Source organism: Microbacterium tumbae, from assembly GCF_054780175.1.
The window spans coordinates 591,265-612,459 of record NZ_BAAGWV010000001.1 but is presented as its reverse complement, the minus strand read 5'-3'; the positions used below and the strand labels follow the sequence as shown (position 1 = coordinate 612,459).

Below are 21,195 nucleotides of genomic sequence, written 5' to 3'. Positions count from 1 at the left end.
CGGAGAGGCGAAGGATGACCGGGTTTCCACCAGCACAGGAGGTTCCCCATGGTCGCCGAGAACGAGATCACCCGCGGAGAGCGTCACGTCGACGCCGTCCTGCTCGCCCGCAGCACGCCGCCCCGTGAAGTGGAGGTGCTCATCGTGGGCGCCGGACCCTCCGGCCTCGCCACGGCTCTCGACCTGAACCGGCACGGCGTGGACGCCGCCGTCGTGGACGCAGCCGCTTCGTTCCGCCTCGTCCGCGTGGGCGCCATGGGGCACAGCGCGCGCACCGTCGAGCTCTTCCAGCAATGGCGGGTGGAGGACCGCATCCGCCGCGGATGGACGTTCCCGCCGGAATGGAACCTGGGCACGACCCTTCGCACCTCGCTCGTCGGCCACGATCTCAAGCCGGCCGGCTCTCCGACCGGACGTCCCGCCTTCGGCGCACGGCCGTCGAACCCGTACTCGCTCGCCGCGCCGCTGCGGCGTCCGCAGACCGCACTGCAGCAGGCCTTCCTCGATCAGCTCGCCGAGCTGGACGTCCCCGTCGCAGGAGGATGGCGCCTGACCGCCCTCGACGAGCGGGATGAGGCCGTGACGGCGACGCTGGAGCACGTCGAGACCCGCGCCGTGCGCAGTGTCAGGGCGAAGTACGTCGTCGGGGCGGACGGCGCGCGCAGCACCGTGCGCACGCTGGCCGGGATCGAGCGCGAGGGCGCGTACGCGACCGAGCGGCACTTCCGCTTCGTCGTGCGCACCTCGGGCGAGTATCGCGGGAGGCATCCGTTCCCGAGCGCCGTGAACGTGATCGTGAACGGCGTGCACGACGGATTCCTCGCCGCCCTCGACGAGAACCACTGGCGCGTCTACACGGGGCCGTTCCCGATCGACCGCACGCCGACGGACGCCGAGCTGCTGCGCCTGGCGCACGCCGCCTTCGGCTCGGACGTGGAACTGGAGGTCGCGGACGTCACCCCGTACTTCAAGAGCACCCGGCTGGCGAAGCGCTTCCGGCAGGGACGGATCCTGCTCGTCGGCGACGCGGCGCATGTGCGCACGCCCGGCGGCAATCTCGGGGAGGGATTTGGCGACGTCTTCAACCTGGGATGGAAGCTCGCCGCGGTGCTGCGCGGCACCGGGGGCGAGGAGCTGCTGGAGTCCTACGACCGGGAGCGCCGCCCGCACAACGCCAGGGTCGGCGCCGCTGCGAAGGAACGATCCGACCGCTCGGCCCGCAACGTCGCAGAGGCCAGGGCGGTGGGCTTCCCCGCCGATGACGACACGAGCGCGGAGGCCGAGGAGCGGCGTGAGCGGATCCGCGGGATCCTCGCCCGGTCCGGCGGTCCGCACATCGGCGTGTACTTCGACGAGCGCTATGACGACTCGCCCGTGATCGCCTACGAGCCGGACCAGGCTTCGACCGAGCGGCCCTGGGACGCCGAGACCTACGAGCCGAGCGGCCGGCCGGGGCATCGGGCGCCCGACGGCGTGATCGACCCCTACGGCGTCACGCTCTACGACCGCCTCGGCTCGGATGCCGGGCTGCTCGTACTGTCGTCCGACACCTCCGCCGTCGCCGGGTTCGTGGACGCCGCGGCCGAGCGCGCGATCGACCTGGAGGTACTCCATCTCGACGATGCCGGCGCGCGGGAGCTGTACGGGGCCCCGTTCGTGCTCGTGCGCCCCGACCATCACGTGGCCTGGCGAGGCACGGACGCCGCGGATGCCGGCGCCGTCCTCGACCGGGTGTACGGCCGGCTGCCCGCCGGCCGGCCGTCGGAGACGTCTCCGTCCTCGGTCGATGACGCCGCTCGGTCCGCGACCGAGGCGTCCGTCGTCCGCTGAGCTCCGCCCCCGCGACTGCGGGCTCGGAAGGTACGTCTGCGGCTTTCCGGAGGTGCCTCTCTGAGCCCGGCAGGGCGGTGAAGGCGCGTCTCCGCTCTCACCACGACGGCGACATCGAGCCCGCTGAGACGCTGGGCGGGCTCGGATCACGGGACGGCGTCTATGGAAGCCCCGGAGGATACGGTGGCCAGAGGGTGGATCTCTGTCACGATCGACGCCAGGGCGTGTCGGTATTCGGGCGCGTCGAAGGGCAGCGGGACGCTGTAGAGCAGCGTCGTGGAGCGCGCGGCCGCGGCATCGGATCGGAGCTTGTCGACGATGTCCTCCGTCGATCCGAAGGCGATGTTCGCCGTGGTCAGATGCGTCTCGACGTCGGAGGAGGGGTCGAAGCGCGCAGCGAACTCCGGCCGCTCGTGGGCGTAGCGGCGGAACAGCGCGACGGCGTCTGCGCGATCGGCCGCAGGCAGCACGACACGGGATGTCGCGATGCGCGGATCGGCTCCGGCGGGCAAGGCCGCCAGGTAGACGTCGATCAGGGCGGACTGCACCTCTCCTGTGTCGCCGGAAGCGGACTTGCGGTGCAGTTGGAGCCCGTCGCCGGCGGCGCCGATGCGCCGAGCGGTCTCTGCGCTGCTCGTCGCCTGCCACAGTCGCGTGCGCACGTCGGCCGCGGGCGGGTAGAGGGGCAGCTCGCGGCCATCGACGACACCGCCGAGCGCATCCCGCACCGCGGCGACGGCGGACGTGAACAGCGCATCGCGATCGGCCTCATCGAGGGCGAAGGCCGTGAACGCCGGCGATGACCATCCGCCGCCGTTGCTCTTGCCGAGTCCGATCTCGAGTCGCCCTCCGCTGAGCGCGTCCACCACGCCGATGATCTCGGCCAGACGGATCGGATTCTCGAACGCGGGTGTGATCACGGCCGTGCCCAGCCGGATCCGTGCCGTGCGCTGGCTGAGCGCCGAGAGGAATGTCAGCGCCGACGGCAGACCGTTCCCGCGCACATGGCCTTCGGCGAGCCACACCGAGTCGAATCCACGTCGCTCCGCCTCCACCGAGGCATCGAGAGCCGCCCGGTACCCGGATACCGGGTCCGCGCTCACCGGCGGTATCAGGAAAAGTCCGGCCGTGGTCATGGGGCTCCTCTCATACGCCCACGCCGGTCGGCGGGGCGTTGACGACCGACCGTATGGGCGCTGGTGGGGCTGCGCATCCTCTGAGTCATCGGGTGAATCAATGTGACGCGCGATGACGGGAGTCCTGTCCTGCGATGCGAGCGCCTCGGGACACTCGCCACCCAGCGGCACACGGCCGCACCTGAAGAGAACCGGAGCATCATGTCCCTTCCCCGCCGTCGCGCACGGCTCGTCCCCCGAGCCGGAGCGGTCCTCGCCGCCGTCGCTCTCCTGCTGACCGCCTGCGCTGCCCCCACCGACACCTCAGGATCCTCGACGGAGGGAGAGAGCGTGCTGCGCTGGGCGGTCTCTCAGCCGTTCGCCAACTGGGATCCGATCGTCACGGGCAGCACCGCGAGCACCCGCTACCTGACCCCGATCTACGAATCCCTCACGTCGATCGACGAGAACGGCGAGCTCGCCCCTGGCCTCGCCGAGTCGTGGGAGTACGCCGACGACGGCACCGCGGTCACGTTCCACCTGCGGGAGGGGGCGACCTTCCACGATGGGACGCCGGTCGACGCGGAGGCCGTGGAGTCGTTCATCGTCCGCGCCAAGACGCAGACGAACTCCGCGCTCATCGGCGACTACGCCACGATCGATCACGTCACCGTCGATGACGAGCTCACCCTCACCGTCCATCTGACCCAGGTCGACTATCAGATCCCGTATCTGCTGAGCGTGCGGGGAGCGCTCATCACCAGCGCGGTCGCCGCCGAGGAGGACCCGGAGAAGCTGAACGTCTCCCTGCCGATCGGCGCGGGTCCGTTCAAGGTCGTCGAGCTCGTCCCGGAGAGTCGCGTCGTCCTGGAGAAGTTCGACGACTACTGGGATGCCGACAGCATCCACATCGATCGCATCGAGATCGAGTTCGGTATCGACGGCTCGACCATCGTCAAGGCCGTGCAGACCGGCGTGTACAACTTCGCGATCATCGACGCCCCCGCGGTCAAGGAGGCCGAGGACGCCGGGCTGGACGTGTGGTTCGGCGACGAGTACGCCTGGTTCGTCAACTTCCTGAGCATCAACATCAACAAGGAGCCCTTCGACGACCCGGCCGTCGTGGAGGCGATCAAGTACGCCGTCGACAGGGAAGAGATCGTCGACAAGGTGACCCTCGGCTACGGCAAGGTCGTCGATCAGCCGTTCCCGCCCGGCTACATCGCCTACGACGAGGCGTCCGAGGACGTCTGGCCGTACGATCCGGAGCGGGCGAGGCGGATCCTGGCGGATGCCGGCTATGCGGACGGCGACCTCGCGGTCACCCTCTCGCTCTCCGCGGAGAACCCCACCGCCGAGATCCTGCAGGAGCAGCTCGGCGAGATCGGCATCGACGTCACGATCTCGATCGATCCGAACTGGCGGGTCGGCTACTTCGGCAAGGAGACGGCGCTGGCGCTGTACGGATACTTCGGCCGTGATTCGCACGTCCAGGCGCTGACGGCGAACTACGACGCGGACGGGGTCCTGAACCTCAGCTCGCCGTACGTCTCCGACGAGTTCACCTCGGCGTTGAAGACGATCCGCGAGACGCCGATCGATTCGCCGGACTACCAGGAGCTGCTCCAGGCGGCGACGCGCGCCGGTGTCTCGACGTCGCCGACGGTGCACCTCTACACGGTGCCGGCGTTCTACGCCAAGACCGATGCCGTGTCGGACCTGCCGACGATCCAAGGGCAGTTGAGCTGGAAGGGCGTCACCGTCGAGGAGTGATGCCGCATCCTTCGGCGTCCCCTGCTCGTCACGCGATCACGCTGCGCCCGGTCTCGTGACGAGCACCCGCGCGGAGCCTGCTCATCGTTGAGAAGGGGGAAAGGTACCTCTGCGGGGCTGCGGAGGTACCTTTCCCCACTGTCGTCGCAGCGGCAGACGCGCGGACGCGGACCGCATGTGACCGTGTGTGACGTCAGCGGAAGCTTTGTGACGGCGGCGATCCCGCTCGCGCGGGAAGGGGACCAATCTGGGCGAGATCCCGAACACCCGACCCGCACAGCAGAACGGACACCTCATGGCTTTCAGATTCCCCCGACTTCGAACGGCCGCCGCGGCCGTGCTGGTGAGCGCGCTCGCGCTCACGGCCTGCGCGGCCACCCCCTCCGACGGCACTGCAGGCGACGACGGCCAGGAGAGCGTGCTGCGCTGGGCCGCCACGCTCCCCGCGCACTGGGATCCGGTCGTGCAGGGCTCGGGCTTCAGCTTCAACCTCACCGCGCTCGCCTACGCATCCCTCACCGAGATCGATGAGAACGGCGAAGCGGCCCCCGGCCTCGCCGAGAGCTGGGACTACAACGACGAGGGCACCGCCGTCACCTTCCACCTCCGGGAGGGGCTCGTGTTCCAGGACGACGAGCCGGTGAACGCCGAGGCGATCAAGCTCTACATCGAGCGCGCCAAGACGCAGGAGAACTCCGCGCTGTTCGGCGATCTCACCTCGATCGAGTCGGTCACCGCCGACAGCGAGCTGGACGTCACCGTGCACCTCAACCAGGTCGATCACCAGATCCCGCTGCTGCTGGGCAAGCGCGTCGCGCAGATCACCAGCCCCAAGGCGGCCGAGGATCCGGAGAAGCTCGACCAGTGGCCCGTCGGCGCCGGCCCGTTCACCGTCACGGAGTACGTGCCGGAGTCGCACATCTACTTCGAGAAGAACCCGGATTACTGGGACGCCGACAACATCCACATCGACCGCCTCGAGCTCTCGACGGCTCCGGACCCGTCGACCCTGGTCGCCTCGATCGAGACGGGCGTGTACGACTTCGCCTACGGCCTGGCCCCCGCGCAGTATCAGACGGCCATCGACGCGGGGCTCGACGTCTCACAGCATCCGGTCTACTCGGCCTCGAACATCAGCCTGAATGTCAACAAGGCTCCGTTCGACGACCCGGCCGTCGTCGAGGCCGTCCGTCACGCGATCAACCGCGACGAGTTCCTGGAGAAGGCCACGTTCGGCCTCGGGTACGCCACCACCCAGCCGTTCCCCGAGGGATACATCGCCTACGACCCCGAGTCCGCGGACCTCTGGCCGTACGACCCCGAGCTGTCGAAGCAGATCCTGAAGGATGCCGGCTACGAGCCCGGCGAGATCGTGGTCGACTTCGTCGTCAGTGCGGATGCCGTCTCCAACGAGATCGTGCAGTCGCAGCTCGCGGCGATCGGCATCACCGCGAACATCACGGTCGCACCGGACTGGGCGACGCCCTTCTTCGCGAAGGACCTCACGCTGTCGACCTACGGCACGACGGGCCGGGAGTCGCCGGTGCAGACGCTGACGGCGCACTTCGGCCCGGACGGACCCCTCAACCTGTCCAGCCCGTACGAACCGGACGGCTTCGCCGAGGCGATCAAGACCGCCCGTGAGACGCCGCTGGACTCGCCGGACTACGCAGCGAACCTGCAGGCCGCGACACGTGCAGGACTGCAGAGCGAGGCGCTGATCTTCACGGTGGGCACACCCACGCTCGTCGTGAAGTCCCCGAAGGTCTCCGACCTGCTCCAGATCCCGGGGCAGATCAACCTGACGGGCGTCACGATCGACGAGTGATCGCCGAACCACTCCGCTCGTCGAGCGGACGTCCTTCCCCCGTCCTTCTCTCTCCCCCCGTTCGCTGAGTGGGCTTCCTTCCCCCGTTCGCTGAGTGGGCTTCCTTCCCCCGTTCGTTGAGCGAGCGCAGCGAGTCGAAACGCGGTTCCTCGCAAGACACGTTTCGACTCGTCGCTCCGCTCCTCGCTCAACGAGCGGGCGGGGAGGGGCTCTTCGCCCAACGAACGGGCGGGGAGGGGCTCCTCGCTCAACGAGCGGGAGGGAGGGGAGAGACCGCTCGCTCAACGAGCGGGGAGGGAGGGAAACACACCGAAAGGAGCACCGCATGACCGCCACAGCCACCGCCACGGCATCCGCCATCGCACAGCCGCGTGCGCGTGCGCATCTCGCGACCGCGGGGCGCCTCATCGCGCACACGGTGATCGTCTTCGCGACCGTCTTCCTGTTCGCGACCTTCATCACCTTCGGCCTGCAGGGCCTGAGCGGACTCAGCCCCGCGCATCTGCAGCTCGGCGAGTCCGCGACGCCGGAGCAGGTCGCGGCCCTCGAGCACGAGTGGGGGCTCGACCGCCCGTTCCTCGTGCAGTACCTCGACTGGTTCGGCGGGATCCTGCGGGGCGACCTCGGCCACAGCTGGTACAACGGCGCCGGGGTGAGCGAGCTGCTCGCCTCCCGGGCGGCGATCAGCCTCTCCGTCGCGGGGCTCGCCCTCGTCATCGGGATCGTCCTCGGCTTCGCTCTCGGCGTGCTCGCCGCCGCCTACCCCACGAGCCTGCTCGACCGTTCGATCACGGGGTTCACCACCGTCATCTCGGTGATGCCCTCCTTCGTGGTCGGCATCGCGCTCGTCGCGATCTTCGCCGTGACCCTCGGGTGGTTCCCCTCCGCCGGCTACGTGCCGATCGAACGGGGCGGCGTCGGGCTCTGGCTGTGGCATCTGTGGCTGCCGGCCATCGCCCTGAGCTTCGACACGGTAGCGGACCTCGCGCGCCAGATGCGCGTGGGGCTCATCCAGGCCGGCCGGGAGAACTACGTCGTCGGCGCGCAGATGCGCGGCCTCGGCTCGCGCCGCATCTTCTTCGGGCACGTCCTTCGCAACGGCTCGGGGCCGGCGCTCACCGTGCTCGGGATGAAGTTCCCCGCACTGCTGGGCGGCGCGGTCGTGACGGAGGCGATCTTCGGCCTCGCCGGCTTCGGCAAGTTCGCCGCGGACTCCGCGAACCGGGGGGATGTCCCGTCCGTCCAGGGCGTCCTGGTCGTCGCGATCGTCCTCGTCGTCGTCTTCAACCTCATTGTCAACCTGCTGCTCGTGCGGCTCAACCCCGCCTCGGCGAGAGGAGTCTGAGATGATCCGCCGCATCCTCGCGCTGCCCGCGGGCCGGTTCGCCGCCGCCTTCCTGGTCTTCATCACCTTCCTGGCGGTGGCGGGCCCGTCGCTCGCGCCCTACGACCCGCTCACCGGCACGGACGAGGTCCTCGCCCATCCCTCGTTCGCGCACTGGCTCGGCACCGACTACCTCGGTCGCGACGTGCTCAGCAGGATCCTCGCGGGTTCGACGATCAGCGTGTTCGGCGCCGTGCAGGTCGCCGTCATCGCGCTCTTCGTCGGCGCCGTGCCCGGCATCCTCTCGGTCTACCTCGGACGGGTCTTCGAGTGGCTCACGCTGCGGTTCGTCGACACGCTCATCGCGCTGCCCTTCCTCGTCTTCGCCGTCGCCGCGACGGCGCTGCTCGGCAACGGGATCCCGCAGGCGATGTTCACCGTCGGCATCCTCGTCTCCCCGCTGTTCTACCGGGTGTCCCGCGCCGCGACGCTGACCGTCGCGAGGTCGCAGTACGTGGAGGCGGCGATCCTCGCCGGTGCGCGCACCGACTGGATCGTGCGAGCGCACGTGGTCAGCAAGGTGCTCCCCCCGATCGCGATCGCGACGGCGAACACGCTGGGCGTCGGGTTCGTCGTCGTGTCCAGCCTGACCTTCCTCGGGATCGGCATCCAGCCTCCCGCACCCTCGTGGGGCGGCGTGCTCGCGAGCGACCTCGGCTATCTCAACTACCGCCCCTACGCGCCGGTCTTCACGACCGTGCTCATCATGCTCACCGTGTGGGCGTTCAACCTCCTCGCCGACGTCATCCGCGACGTCGCGGGGGAATCGGGGCGCACTCTTCTCGCCGAGCGGGATGCCGTGCGCACCCTCCGTCGCAGCAAGCGCCGTCCTTCGGAGGACGGCGAGAAGAGCCCAACGCTCCCCGGAAGGAGTTCGTCATGACCGACAGCATCCTGAAGCTGTCCGACGTCCGCATCGCCCATCGTCACACGGGAGAGGAGATCGTCCGCGGAGTGTCCTTCGAGCTGCACCCTGGAAGAGTGGTCGGCATCGTCGGGGAGTCCGGCAGCGGCAAGACGCTGACCTGCCGTGCGGTCCTCGGCATCCTGCCGAAGCTCTTCGAGATCGCCGGCGGCAGCGTGGAGCTGTTCGGCCGGGACATCTCCACGTTCGGCAAGCGCGACTGGGAGCAGGTGCGCGGCGTCGGCATCACCGCCGTGTTCCAGGATCCCGGCTCCTACCTGAACCCCTCGCTCCGCGTGGGCCCGCAGCTCGCCGAGGGTCTGCGGGTGCGCGGCGGCCTGAAGCGCCGCGAGGCGAAGCGCCGTGTGCTCGCCCTCTTCGAGGACGTCCGGCTGCGCGATCCCGAGCTCGTCTACCGCAGCTATCCGCATGAGCTCTCGGGCGGGATGCTGCAGCGCGTGCTGATCGCCTCGGCGATCTCGCTGGAGCCGAAGGTGCTCATCGCCGACGAGGTCACGACGGCCCTGGACGTGACCGTGCAGGCCGAGGTGCTCGACCTCCTGCTCGATCTCAAGGAATCGCACGGTCTCGCGCTCATCGTCGTCTCGCACGACCTCGCCGTGGTCGCCCAGACCTGCGACGAGGTGCTCGTGCTGCGAGACGGAGAGGTCGTGGAGCAGGGCTACGCCAAGCGCATCCTGTTCGCGCCGGAGCACGAGTACACCCGGCTGCTGATCGATGAGCACAACATCTACGGGCTGGACCGGTTCCGCACGGCGAAGGATGCTTCCGGGCAGGAGGGCGTCTCGCGTCGACTCGCCGACGCTCGCTCAGCAGAGGCGACGCGCTCCGCTCTCGAGGCCGGCGAAGGCGCGGGCGACCTCGTCGACGAAGAGGTCGCGGCGGAGGTGCGGCATGGCTGAGGGCGTCATCTCCGTCAGCGGTCTCGACGTCTCCTACGGCGCCGGCCGCCACCGCAGGAGGATCATCCACGGGGCATCGTTCGAGGTGGGGGCCGGCGAGTCCGTCGGGGTGATCGGCGAGACCGGATCCGGCAAGTCGACCCTCGCGAGGGCCGTGGTCGGCCTCGTCCCCTCCGAGGCGGGGAGCATCCGCGTCGGCGGCGAGGACGTCACCTCGTTCCGCTCCTCGGGGTGGCGGGAGTTCCGTCGTCGAGGGGTGGTGCAGTACGTGTTCCAGGATCCGCTGCGCGCCCTGGATCCGGACCTCACGATCGGGGAGTCCCTCGCCGAGCCGCTGCGGCTCGCGCGGCGGCTGTCCAAGGCCCAGATCCGCGACCGCATCGCCTACCGGCTCGAGCAGGTGCGGCTGAGCCCCGACCTGCTGGAGCGCTTCCCCGGCGAGCTCTCCGGAGGCCAGCGGCAGCGCATCCTGCTCGCGAGGGCGCTCGCGACGGAGCCGCGTGTGCTGATCCTGGACGAACCCGTGAGCGCCCTCGACGCCGCGAACCGGGTCTCGGTCCTGGAGATTCTCAACGATCTGCGCGCCGCCGGCACCTCGCTCGTGTTCATCTCGCACGATCTCGGCTCTGTCGCCGGCGTCACCGACCGGGTGCTCGTGCTGTACCGCGGGGAGCTGGTCGAGACCGGTCGCACGGCGGACGTCGTGAACGATCCGCAGCATCCCTACACCCGGCTGCTGGTCGGGTCCGCGCCCAGCCTGCACACCGGCGCCATCGCCCGCGAGGAGCGCGCCGAGCTGCGGCGCCTGCTCGCTCGTACGGAGCGAGCCTCGGCGAGCCTGAGCGAAGCATCCTGAGACATCATTTCGCCCATCGGGCGCACACCCAAGGAGAACATCATGACCGACCGCAAGCTCAAGATCGCCCTCAGCGTCTACGGAGTGGGAGGGCCAGGACAGCACAGCCTGTGGAAGGACCCCCGCATCCCGAAGAACGCCTCCATCGACATCGACTGGTACATCGCCCGCGCCAAGCAGGCGGAGGCCGCGCTGTTCGATGCGCTGTTCATCGTGGACAGCCAGTTCATCAACGCGACCTATCCCGCGCACTACCTGAACCGGCTGGAGCCGCTCACCCTGCTCTCGGCGGTGGCGACGCACACGAAGCACCTCGGCCTGATCGGAACGGCGAGCTCCACCTACAACTCGCCGTTCAACCTGGCGCGCCGGTTCGGCTCGCTCGACCAGATCAGCCACGGCCGCGCCGGCTGGAACGTCGTCACCAGCTTCGACACCGGCACCTCCCGCAACTACGGGCTCGAGGAGCACCTCGACTACGCGACCCGGTACGGGCGCGCGCTCGAGGCCGTCGAGGTCGTCCGAGGTCTCTGGGACTCCTACGAGGACGACGCCTTCGTCGCCGACGTCGAGAACGACCTGTTCCTCGATCCCACCAAGCTGCATGCGCTGAACCACCGCGGCGAGCACTTCCGCGTGGACGGACCGCTGAACCTCTCGCGCTCGCCGCAGGGGCAGCCGGTGATCTTCCAGGCCGGCATCTCCGAGGAGGGCAAGACGCTGGCGGGCCAGGTCGCCGAGGGCATCTACGCGCCGGGGGAGGACTTCGAGACCGCGACCGCGTACTACGCCGATGTGAAGGGCCGGCTGGCCCAGCACGGCCGGGAGTGGGACGACCTCGTCATCCTCGTCGGGGCGACCCCGGTGATCGCATCGACGGATGCCGAGGCGCACCGCCTCGCCAGGGAGATCTACGAGTCCGACAACGACTTCGACCGAAAGCTCGCGGCCTTCGGGCGGGCGTTCGGAGCCTACGACTTCTCGCAGCACGACCTCGATGCGCCGTTCCCCGACGTCGCGGCGCTCGCCGAGAAGGGCGGCCGCACGCGCTCGCAGAAGATCCTCGAGCGCGTGCGCGAGGAGGGACTGACGCTCCGGCAGACCGTCGAGGAGTTCACGCAGTACAAGCCGTCTCCGTTCATCGGCAGCCCCGAGACGGTCGCCGACACGATCGAGACCTGGTTCCTGGAGCGCGCGGCCGACGGGCTCAACCTGCGCACCCGCACGCCGGAGGACATCGACGCCTTCACGGGCGAGGTGCTGCCGATCCTGCAGAAGCGCGGGCTGTTCCGCACGGAGTACGAGGCGGAGACCCTGCGCGGGAACCTCGGGCTGAAGACGCCGGAGAACCGATACACGGCCGGCGTCGACGCGTCCGCCCTCGTGGAGGCCTGAGGTCGATCATGACGAAGCGACAGCTCAAGCTCGGCCTGGTGCTCACCGGCTCAGGAGGCCCGGGCAACCACAACCTCTGGCTCGACCCGGACATCCCCGCGGACGCCAGCGTCGACATCGACGGGTACATCCGGCACGCGAAGAAGGCGGAGGAGGCGAAGTTCGATCTCGTCTTCATCGTGGACAGCCAGTACATCACCCCTGATTCGCCACCGCACTACCTGAGCAGGCTCGAGCCGCTCACGCTGCTCTCCGGCGTGGCGACCCACACGAGCCGGATCGGCCTGGTGGGCACGCTCACGACCTCGTACAACGCGCCGTTCAACGTCGCGCGCCGGTTCGCCTCGCTCGATCACATCAGCCGCGGGCGCGCCGGCTGGAACGTCGTGACGAGCGGAGATGCCGGCACGGCGGGCAACTACGGCCTCGACGAGCACTACGACTACGACACCCGCTACGGCAGGGCGAGCGAGCATGTAAAGGTGGTGCAGGCGCTGTGGGACTCCTACGAGCCTGACGCTCTGCCGCGTGACAAGGCGACGGGACGCTTCCTGGATCCGTCGAAGCTGCACGAGCTCAACCACCGCGGCCAGTACTTCTCGGTCAAGGGCCCGCTGAACCTGGAGCGTCCTCCGCAGGGGCGGCCGGTGATCTTCCAGGCCGGCGACTCCGAGCAGGGGCGCGATCTGGGGGCGGAGCTCGGCGAGGGCATCTTCACGCACGCGGCGTCGCTCGCGCAGGCGAAGGCGTTCTACGACGACATCAAAGGGCGGGCGGTGTCGAAGTTCGGTCGCCGTCCGGAGGAGCTCGTCATCCTCCCCGGCGTGGGCGTCGTCATCGGCGACACCGACGAGGAGGCGGCCGAGCTCGAGCAGCACTACCGTTCGAGCGATCACTCCTTCGCCCAGGCCCTGGGCGAGTTCGGCCGATCGTTCGGCTGGCACGACTTCCGGCAGTACGACCTCGACGCGCCGTTCCCCCAGGAGACGCTGCAGTACGCCCAGACGAGCTTTCGCACGCAGGCCGAGCGCATCGCCGGCCGTGCGAAGGAGGAGGGGTGGACGCTGCGTGAGACCGTGCAGCAGAGCCTGCGGCGCGAGCGAGGTCCGTTCACCGGCACGGCGCAGGCGGTCGCCGACCGGCTGCAGGAGTGGTTCGAGGCCCGCGGTGTGGACGGCTACAACATCCACGCCGGGCATCCTGCCCAGCTGGACCGGTTCATCGACGAGGTGGTGCCGATCCTGCAGGACCGCGGCGTCTTCCGCACCGAGTACGAGGCGGACACGCTGCGCGGGAACCTCGGGCTCGAGACGCCCGTCAATCGGTACGCGGCGGAGGCGGTCGCCGTGCGCTGAGGCGCGATGCTCGGGCGTCGGTCGCTGCAGCGTGTCGGAGGGGCGCGGCGTTCGGCGGGGAGGAGAAAGCACGGTCGGGAGGAGCGGAGTTCGGGATCCGCTCCTCCCGATCGGGTGATCCCCTCCGGTTCGGGGCCCTCCCGACGGCCCGGGCGCGGATGGGGACGGCGTCAGGCCGCGCGTCGTTCCCGCACAGGGAGCAGCAGCAGGAAGCCGATGAGCAGCACGAGCACGATGCCGAGGATGCCGAACGCGGTCGCGCCGGTCAGCACGATCAGCAGCGTCCAGGCGCCGGAGGCCATCCAGCTCGCCGCCCGGCCGGTCGTGGCGTACAGGCCGAAGATCTCCCCTTCGCGCCCGGCAGGGGTGACCCGGGCGAGGAAGGATCGCGCGGCCGCCTGGGCCGGGCCGACGAAGGCGCACAGGACGAGTCCGCCGGTCCAGAAGACCACGGATCCGGCGTCCCGCAGCAGGAAGACCGCGAGCCCGGCGACGACCATCGATCCGATCGAGAGGAGGATGATCCGCTTCGGCCCGAGGCGGTCGTCGAGCCGCCCCGCGGCGATCGTGGAGATGCCGGCGATGAGGTTCGCCGCGATCCCGAACACGATGATGCCCTGCGTCTCGAATCCGAACACGCTCGTCCCGATGATCGCGCCGAAGGCGAAGACGCCGCCGAGCCCGTCGCGGAACACCGCGCTGGCGAGGAGATACCAGAACGTGGGGCGGGTCTCGGAGTCGCGGTAGAGGCCGGCGACGTCCTTCACGAGCAGCGCGTAGGACGCGAAGAAGCCGACCTTGCGCTCCGGGCGTCCGAGCGAGGGCTCGGGGACGTTGAGGAAGATCGGGATGCTGAACACGATCGCCCACACGGCGCACCCGACCGCGATCAGGCGGTAGACGAGGCCGTCGTCCGTCGGCATCCCGAACCACTCCACAGTGTTCAGGGCCACGACGATCACGAGCGCGATGATGCCGCCGAGATACCCGAAGCCCCAGCCGAGGCCGGAGATCCGCCCGACGTTCTTGGCGTTGGCGATCCCGATGAGCATGGCGTTGGAGTTCACCGCGGCGATCTCCTGGAACACGGTCGCCGCCGAGACGAGCGCGACCCCGAGCCAGAACAGGCTCGGAGCGGGCTCGACGAACCACAGCCCGAGCATGCAGAGGATGAGCGCGCCAGTGCCGATGCCCAGCCAGAGCTTCTGGCGCCCGGCGGCGTCCGCTCGCTGCCCGAGCACCGGGGCGAGGAGCAGGATGCCGAAGGCCGCGATCGTCGAGCCGAGTCCCAGGCCCGAGGTCAGCTCGGCCTCCGCTGCGGTCCGGACGGGGTCGGTCTCGTCCAGCGCGGCGATCTCCGGCGGGAGGAACCCGGTGCCCACCAGATACAGCGCCGTGAACACGAAGGTCAGGATGACGGTGTTGAACGGCTGCGTCGCCCAGTCCCACAGCGCCCACGAGTAGACCTGCTTCCTCGGGGCCGGCTCGTCGCCGCGGAGGTCGAGCCCGATCACGGCCACGGCGCCGCTGTTCGCGGTGGCCTCGGGATGCGGGGTCGGCGTCGGCTCCTGCTCGGGCATGCTCATGCTCGAAGTCTGGCCTCGTCGGGTGAACGGCGGGTAGCGGCGCGCCGCTCGTCCAGGTCGCACTCTTGGCTCTCCTGCGGAGGGCAAGAGCGTCGCGGTCGCAGATTCTGCTCCCATTCCGTGGTCAGAGCGACCGCTTCTGCGACCCAGAAGGCGATCGGGGCCCCGGAAGGAGGTCGCGAACGCCGGACGAACGGTCGGATGCCGCGGACGGCCGGTCGGGCGACGGCGTCCGGACTCCGCGAGAGTGGAACCATGACGACGACCGCACCCGTGCCGACGACCGCTCCGCCCGCCGATCGGATGCGGTACGGCGGCCTGATCGTCATGATGCTGATGAGCTTCCTGCTCGTCACGGCGGAGTTCCTGCCCAACGGCATGCTCACGGAGATGGCAGCCGGCCTCGGGGTCACCCCCGGCCAGGCAGGGCAGACCGTGACGGTCACCGCGCTGGTCGGCTTCCTCGTCGCGCCCACGGTCGGCCTCATGCTGCCCCGGCTGGACCGCCGCAGCCTGCTCGTCTGGATGGCGATCGCCGCCGCGGCGTCCAACCTCATCGTCGCGGTCGCGCCGAACCTCGTCCTCGTGCTGCTCGCCCGGTTCCTGCTCGGCGCGGCGATCAGCGCGTTCTGGTCGATGTCCATCACCGTGGCCGCGCGGATCGCGGGAGGCGCGCGCATCGGCCGCGCCGTCATGTTCACCACGGCCGGCACATCCCTGGCCACCGTGGCCGGAGTCCCGCTCGGGGTCATGCTCGGCGAGCTGCTGGACTGGCGGGCGGTGTTCGCACTCGCCGCGGCCGTCACGGCGCTGCTGGCGGTGGGGCTGCGGACGCTGCTGCCCTCCGTGCCGGCGGCGCAGGCCTCGAGCATCCGGATCCTCGTCGACACCGTGCGGCGTCCGGGCGTCGGCCTCGGTCTCACCGGACACGTGCTCGTGGTGCTCGGGCACTTCCTCGCCTACACCTACATCCGGCTGGCCCTGGAGCGGATTCCAGACGTCGATGCCGGCGCCATCGTCGTCCTCCTCGCGCTGTTCGGCGCGGGCGGACTGATCGGCAACCTCGTCATCGGGTTCGTCGTCGACCGCTCCTTCCGGTTCTTCGCCGTTCTCGGCCCCGTGGTGATCGCGGTCGCCGTCGCCGGGATCCTGCTCCTGCCCGGCTCGATCGTCGCGGTCGGCGCCGCCGTCTTCGTGTGGGGATTCTTCTTCGCGTCCTGGCTGATCGTCGTGAACACCTGGGTCGGGCATCGGATGCCTGACCGTCTGGAAGCGGGCGGCAGTCTCGTCGTCGTGGGGTTCCAGGGGGCGATCATGCTCGCGGCCGGGGTCGGCGGCGTGCTCGTCGACGCGCTCGGCGTCGAGTTCAACTACGTGTCGGGGACGGTGCTCCTGCTTCTCGGGGCGGTGCTGTTCGGAGCGTCGAACCGGCGATAGTCCTCGCTGCCCGTCCGCTCGCCTCCGCAGGGTGAAGTGGCTTGTATGGCCGTCTCGTGCGGGAGGAGACGGCAGCACGAGCCGCCTCGCGAGCGCGGAGGCGGCGTGAGGCGACACCTCCGGTGGCGACCTCGGGAGGGGTCTCGTGTGACCGCTCCGATGAGGGAGGTGTCCCGTGTGGTCGCCTCCACACCCTTGAGGCGGCCACACGGGGCACCTCGACGGCAAGGAAGCGACCACACGGGGCACCTTGCTCGGGGCTACCCTGGGAGCGGGAGCGGGAGCGGGAGCGGCGAGGGCTCAGGCGGGGATGGCGACCCGGGTGCGCACCCGCCACAGCGACGGGATCATGCCGGTATGGCGCCGGAACGCACGGCTGAAGCCCTCATCGGAGGCGTAGCCGAGCTCTCGGGACGTCTCGGACACCGATCGTCCGGCATCCAGCAGCTCCTTGGCCGCGCGCATGCGGACCTCGGTCACGTAGCTCGCGGGGGACCGGCCGACGACGGCGCGGAACCGCTCGGCGAACACCGATCGAGACATCGCGCCGATGCCGGCGAGCATGTCGACGGTCCACTCCCGCCCCGGCTCCGCATGGATCGCCGTCAGCACGCGGTCGAGGAAGGGATCGCCGCCGCGCGACAGCCATCCCTGCGGCGCGCAGCCGTTCTGCGCCCACGCGCGGATCACGGACAGCAGCACGGTCGTCACCATCATCCGGCAGATCACGGGGTCTCCGGAGCGCGGGCCCGGCGCCGTCGGGCCCAGATTGGCCGCGAGGGCCGCCGCGGCCGGCTCGAGGGCGGCGAACCCCGTCACGAAGACGAACCCGGGCAGTTCGGCCACGGCGCCGGAGGGCTGCAGATCGAGCTCTGCGGTCATCAGGCGGGCGCCGGAGGCGGACGCGAGTGCGAGCGGGCGGTGGCCGAGCGAGAGGAAGGCGTCGCCGGCCAGGAGCGTGCGCGGGCCGGCGGTGCGGGAGGCCTCCCCCGCGGGGATGTCCAGCGCGCATCCGATCTCGAGCGCCTCGCCGGTGATCTCGCCCTCCACCACATAGGCGAGGGTCGCGACGCCGGCGGGGAGCGGAAGCATCCCGCCGGCGTCCAGGGCCGTCCGCTCGGCGAATCCGAGGCGCATGTCGACAGAGGCCAGCGCCTCCTCGAGCAGGGCGGGATCGATCGAGCTCATGTGAGGGTCAACGACCGTGCGTGCGGGGCTATTCCGGTCGCGTGCGCCCTCGGGAGGTGCCTCAAGTGGTCGTATGTACTCCGGGAGGTGTCTCAAAGGGCCGTGTGAAAGGGCAGGAAGCGACCGCATAAGGCACCTGGTCAACAGGTGGTCGGTCTGGACGAGGCGAGGAGCAGCATCTTGAGGAGCGGGCCCGCGCGGTCGCGGTCAGGCGGCGGGAGGCAGGCGCGGGATCGCCGACACCAGCGAGCGCGCATACGGGGTCGAGGGGGCGTCGAGGATGCCGCGGGTCGCTCCCTCCTCGACGACGCGGCCGTTCTGCAGCACGATCGTCCGCTCGCAGAGCGCCGCGACGGCGCTCAGGTCGTGCGAGACCATCACGAGCGCCATCCCGGTCTCGGCGCGCAGGCGGGAGAGCAGCTCGATCACCTGGATGCGGGTGGTCACGTCGAGCGCGCTGACCGGCTCGTCGGCCAGCAGCACCCGCGGCCTCGAGACGATCGCACGGGCGATCGCGATGCGCTGCCGCTGGCCGCCGGAGAACTCGTGCGGGTGGCGCCGCAGGACGTCCACGTCCAGGCCGACCGACTGCACGGCATCCGTCACGGCCCTCTGCGCCTCGGCGCCCCGTGCGATGCCCAGCGACCGCAGCGGCTCCCCGACGATCCTGTCGATGCGCTGCCGGGGGTCGAGCGAGGAGTACGGATCCTGGAAGACCGTCTGCACATCGGCGCGGAACCTCCTCATCATCCGCCGGTCGCGCCGCGCGATCGGCTGACCGTCGAAGAGCACGCTGCCCTCCCCGGGGGAGATCAGCCCGAGGAGCAGCGCGAAGATCGTCGACTTGCCCGCGCCGGACTCGCCGACCAGGCCGACGGCCTCCCCGGCGGAGACGCCGAGCGAGACGCCGTCGACGACGGTGCGTCGGTCGTAGCCGAAGCGGGCCTTGCGCAGTTCGAGGATGCGGGTCATCGCGTCGCCTCCCCGTCGAGGGCCGCATCCAGCGTTCGCGCGCTCGCGACGAGGCCCTGCGTGTACGGGTGCTGCGGCGCGCTCACGATCCGGGCGACAGGTCCCCGCTCGACGGCCTCGCCGTGCCGCATCACCACGACGCGGTCGGTCATGCGGGCGACCACGGCGAGGTCGTGGCTGATGAACAGCAGCCCCATGCCGCGCTCGGCGACGAGCCTGTCGAGCAGTGCGAGGATCCCGTCCTGGACCGTCACGTCCAGGGCCGTCGTCGGCTCGTCGGCGATGAGCAGCTGCGGGTCGGCGGCGAGGGCGATGGCGGTCGCGACGCGCTGGCGCTGCCCTCCGGACAGCTGGTGCGGATACGCGCGGGCGATGCGCGGATCGGGCAGCGCGACGTCCTCCAGGGCGGTGCGGACGGCATCCTTCAGCGCGACGCCGCGGAGGCCGAGGTGACGGCGGATCGGCTCCGCGATCTGACGCTCGACGCGCATGAGCGGATCGAGCGCCGTGAGCGGCTCCTGGAACAGCACCGAGGCGATCGGTCCTCGCAGCGGCCGCAGGGCGCGGTCGGAGGCGCCGACCACCTGCGTGCCGTTCAGCAGCACCGATCCGTGCGCTGTCAGCCCGCCGCCGAGGAGCCCTGTGATCGCGAGAGCGGTGACCGATTTGCCCGATCCGGACTCGCCGATCACGCCGAGCCGTTCGCCCGCCGAGACGCTGAGGGAGACGTCGTCGACCAGCCGCCTGCCGTCCGCCGTGACGGTGAGGCCCTCGACCTCGAGAAGACTCATCGCGCCCTCCTGCGGGTCGGGTCGGCGAAGTCGCGCAGGCCGTCGGCGATGAAGTTCACGCCGAGGACGAGCACGACGAGGGCGACGCCCGGCGCGATCGCCCCGACGGGGGCGGCGAGCACCGTGCCCTGGGCCTCCTGCAGCAGACGCCCCCACGAGGCGTTCGGCGGCGGCGCGCCGAGGCCCAGATACGACAGGCTCGCCTCGGCGAGGACGGCGGCGCCGAACTGCAGCGCGAGGTTCACGCCGAGGGTCGGGGCGATGTTCGGCAGGACGTGGAAGGCGATGATCCCCGGCAGGCGCGTCCCGCTCGTGCGGGCGGCGGTGATGTACTGCTCGTGCAGGACGCGGCGGGCGAGGATGCGGGTGAGCCGGGCGACGACGGCGGACATCGCGAGCCCGATCGCCAGGATCGCCGACCACAGCGACGCGCCCTGCACCGCGACGACGAGCATCGCCAGCAGCAGCACGGGGAAGGCGATGATCACGTCCAGCGTCGCCGAGAGCGAGTCGTCCACCCACGGGCGGGCGAACGCCGCGACGAGGCCGATCGCGATGCCCAGCGCTGCGGAGAGCGCGACGGACGCCGTGCCCACGACCAGTGCGATCCTCGCACCGATCATGAGCTGGGTGAGCAGGTCGCGGCCGAGCTTGTCCGTGCCGAGCAGGTGTTCGCCGCTCGGCCCCTCGAGTCGTCCGCCGCTGATGTCGGAGGGGGCGAAGGGGAGCCAGAGCAGCGAGACGAGCGCGAGGACGACGACGGCGCCGGTGAGACACAGGCCGAGCACGAGGGCGGTGCGTCGCCGGCGCCGCCGTGGCGCGGCATCCGCGATCCGCTGTTCGACGACGGCGCTCATCGGTTGCCCGCCACGGACGTGCGCAGTCGCGGGTCGACGAGGCGCTGGACGATGTCGGCGAGGAAGCCGACGAGGAGCACGAACAGGGTGCTGACCACGAGGACGCCCTGGATGTTCGCGAAGTCGTGCTGCTCGATGCCGTCCAGCAGCATGCTCCCGAGGCCGGGGAGGGAGAAGACGCTCTCGACGACGACCGCTCCGAGCAGGGTGGTGGACAGCTCGATCCCGAGCACGGCGATGACGGGGACGGCGCCGTTGCGGAGGCCATGGCGCAGCAGGGCCTCGCCGAGGCCTGCGCCGCCGGCGCGGGCGGTGCGCAGGTAGTCGCTGCCGAGGACGTCGAGGGTCGCGGCGCGCACGTAGCGGCTCAGCGACGCGCTCATCACCAGGGCGACGGTGATGACGGGGAGCGTCAGCGAGCGGAGGGCGTCGGCCGGATCCTCCCAGTCGTCGCGGGGGAAGCCGCCGGAGGGCAGGACGCCGAGACCCAGGGCGAAGATCCACACCAGGATGATGCCGACCCAGAACACCGGCACGGCGATCCCCAGCTGGGCGAAGCCGGAGAGCAGGGCGCCGTACCAGCGATCGGCCTTGACCGCGGCGGTGATGCCGATGACGAGCGAGAGGAGGAGGGCCAGGAGGAACGCGAGCAGCGTCAGCGGGAGCGTGACGACGAGCCGGGAGGCGATCGCAGGTCCCACCGGAAGGGTGGAGATGTAGCTGCTGCCCAGGTCGAAGCGCAGCAGCCGTCCCGCCCAGGTGAGGAACTGCTGCAGCAGCGGCTGATCGGAGCCGACCTGCGCGCGGGCGGCCGCGATCTGCTCCGGGGTGGCGTTCACCGAGAGCAGGGCGTTCGCCGGATCGCCGGGGAGGAGTCGCAGCAGCACGAAGATCACGATCATGGCGACGATGAGCGACACCACGAGGAACGCGAAGCGGCGGGCGAGGTAGGCGAGCATGGGATCCAGCGGGAGGAAAGGACGACGCCTCGTGGACGGCGC

At 70.4% G+C, this 21,195-nt stretch carries 17 protein-coding genes; 10 read left to right on the top strand and 7 right to left on the bottom strand.

All coding sequences use genetic code 11. The features are described 5' to 3' along the window. Positions 1-48 precede the first annotated feature (48 nt). Positions 49-1,830, top strand: a complete 1,782-nt coding sequence (locus ACYVGQ_RS02850; RefSeq protein WP_460783002.1) for an FAD-dependent monooxygenase — start codon at positions 49-51, stop codon at positions 1,828-1,830. 146 nt (positions 1,831-1,976) lie between these two features. Here the strand turns inward: ACYVGQ_RS02850 and ACYVGQ_RS02845 are convergent, their stop codons facing one another. Then, complete coding sequence (locus ACYVGQ_RS02845; RefSeq protein ID WP_460783001.1) at positions 1,977-2,966, bottom strand: LLM class flavin-dependent oxidoreductase; 990 nt, start codon at positions 2,964-2,966, stop codon at positions 1,977-1,979. 201 nt (positions 2,967-3,167) lie between these two features. Here ACYVGQ_RS02845 and ACYVGQ_RS02840 point away from each other — a divergent pair, with 201 nt between their 5' ends. From ACYVGQ_RS02840 to ACYVGQ_RS02805, 8 genes are all read left to right on the top strand, one after another. After that, on the top strand, positions 3,168-4,718 hold the full coding sequence (locus tag ACYVGQ_RS02840) for an ABC transporter substrate-binding protein (protein ID WP_460783000.1): 1,551 nt from the start codon (positions 3,168-3,170) through the stop codon (positions 4,716-4,718). Positions 4,719-5,013: 295 nt separating this feature from the next. After that, positions 5,014-6,546 carry an ABC transporter substrate-binding protein gene (locus ACYVGQ_RS02835; protein WP_460782999.1) on the top strand — a complete coding sequence of 511 codons (1,533 nt, stop codon included), beginning with the start codon at positions 5,014-5,016 and terminating at the stop codon, positions 6,544-6,546. 325 nt (positions 6,547-6,871) lie between these two features. Beyond that, complete coding sequence (locus tag ACYVGQ_RS02830) at positions 6,872-7,891, top strand: ABC transporter permease (RefSeq protein ID WP_460782997.1); 1,020 nt, start codon at positions 6,872-6,874, stop codon at positions 7,889-7,891. Between the two features lies 1 nt (position 7,892). Next, complete coding sequence (locus ACYVGQ_RS02825; protein ID WP_460782996.1) at positions 7,893-8,813, top strand: ABC transporter permease; 921 nt, start codon at positions 7,893-7,895, stop codon at positions 8,811-8,813. Continuing rightward, positions 8,810-9,757: an ABC transporter ATP-binding protein gene (locus tag ACYVGQ_RS02820; RefSeq protein ID WP_460782995.1), complete on the top strand. Its 948-nt coding sequence runs from the start codon at positions 8,810-8,812 to the stop codon at positions 9,755-9,757. The genes ACYVGQ_RS02825 and ACYVGQ_RS02820 overlap by 4 nt, the downstream gene beginning before the upstream one ends. Further along, positions 9,750-10,613 carry an ABC transporter ATP-binding protein gene (locus ACYVGQ_RS02815; protein ID WP_460782994.1) on the top strand — a complete coding sequence of 288 codons (864 nt, stop codon included), beginning with the start codon at positions 9,750-9,752 and terminating at the stop codon, positions 10,611-10,613. The genes ACYVGQ_RS02820 and ACYVGQ_RS02815 overlap by 8 nt, the downstream gene beginning before the upstream one ends. A 42-nt stretch (positions 10,614-10,655) precedes the next feature. Further along, on the top strand, positions 10,656-12,008 hold the full coding sequence (locus ACYVGQ_RS02810) for an NtaA/DmoA family FMN-dependent monooxygenase (RefSeq protein ID WP_460782993.1): 1,353 nt from the start codon (positions 10,656-10,658) through the stop codon (positions 12,006-12,008). A gap of 8 nt (positions 12,009-12,016) precedes the next feature. Further along, positions 12,017-13,363, top strand: a complete 1,347-nt coding sequence (locus ACYVGQ_RS02805; RefSeq protein WP_460782992.1) for an LLM class flavin-dependent oxidoreductase — start codon at positions 12,017-12,019, stop codon at positions 13,361-13,363. A 170-nt stretch (positions 13,364-13,533) separates the two neighbouring features. Here ACYVGQ_RS02805 and ACYVGQ_RS02800 read toward each other — a convergent pair whose 3' ends face one another. Then, positions 13,534-14,949, bottom strand: a complete 1,416-nt coding sequence (locus ACYVGQ_RS02800) for an MFS transporter (protein ID WP_460782991.1) — start codon at positions 14,947-14,949, stop codon at positions 13,534-13,536. A gap of 255 nt (positions 14,950-15,204) precedes the next feature. Between ACYVGQ_RS02800 and ACYVGQ_RS02795 the strand changes: the two genes are divergently transcribed. Beyond that, the gene (locus tag ACYVGQ_RS02795; protein ID WP_460782990.1) at positions 15,205-16,386 is read left to right on the top strand and encodes an MFS transporter; all 1,182 of its coding nucleotides are present in this window, start codon (positions 15,205-15,207) and stop codon (positions 16,384-16,386) included. A gap of 300 nt (positions 16,387-16,686) precedes the next feature. Here the strand turns inward: ACYVGQ_RS02795 and ACYVGQ_RS02790 are convergent, their stop codons facing one another. From ACYVGQ_RS02790 to ACYVGQ_RS02770, 5 genes are all read right to left on the bottom strand, one after another. Continuing rightward, complete coding sequence (locus tag ACYVGQ_RS02790) at positions 16,687-17,574, bottom strand: helix-turn-helix transcriptional regulator (protein ID WP_460782989.1); 888 nt, start codon at positions 17,572-17,574, stop codon at positions 16,687-16,689. Positions 17,575-17,781: 207 nt separating this feature from the next. Continuing rightward, positions 17,782-18,546: an ABC transporter ATP-binding protein gene (locus tag ACYVGQ_RS02785; RefSeq protein WP_460782988.1), complete on the bottom strand. Its 765-nt coding sequence runs from the start codon at positions 18,544-18,546 to the stop codon at positions 17,782-17,784. After that, positions 18,543-19,337: an ATP-binding cassette domain-containing protein gene (locus tag ACYVGQ_RS02780; protein ID WP_460782987.1), complete on the bottom strand. Its 795-nt coding sequence runs from the start codon at positions 19,335-19,337 to the stop codon at positions 18,543-18,545. Before ACYVGQ_RS02780 ends, ACYVGQ_RS02785 begins: the two co-directional genes overlap by 4 nt. After that, the gene (locus ACYVGQ_RS02775) at positions 19,334-20,194 is read right to left on the bottom strand and encodes an ABC transporter permease (protein ID WP_460782986.1); all 861 of its coding nucleotides are present in this window, start codon (positions 20,192-20,194) and stop codon (positions 19,334-19,336) included. Before ACYVGQ_RS02775 ends, ACYVGQ_RS02780 begins: the two co-directional genes overlap by 4 nt. Beyond that, positions 20,191-21,153, bottom strand: coding sequence for an ABC transporter permease (locus ACYVGQ_RS02770; RefSeq protein ID WP_460782985.1), 963 nt, complete (start codon positions 21,151-21,153; stop codon positions 20,191-20,193). Before ACYVGQ_RS02770 ends, ACYVGQ_RS02775 begins: the two co-directional genes overlap by 4 nt. Positions 21,154-21,195: the final 42 nt, after the last annotated feature.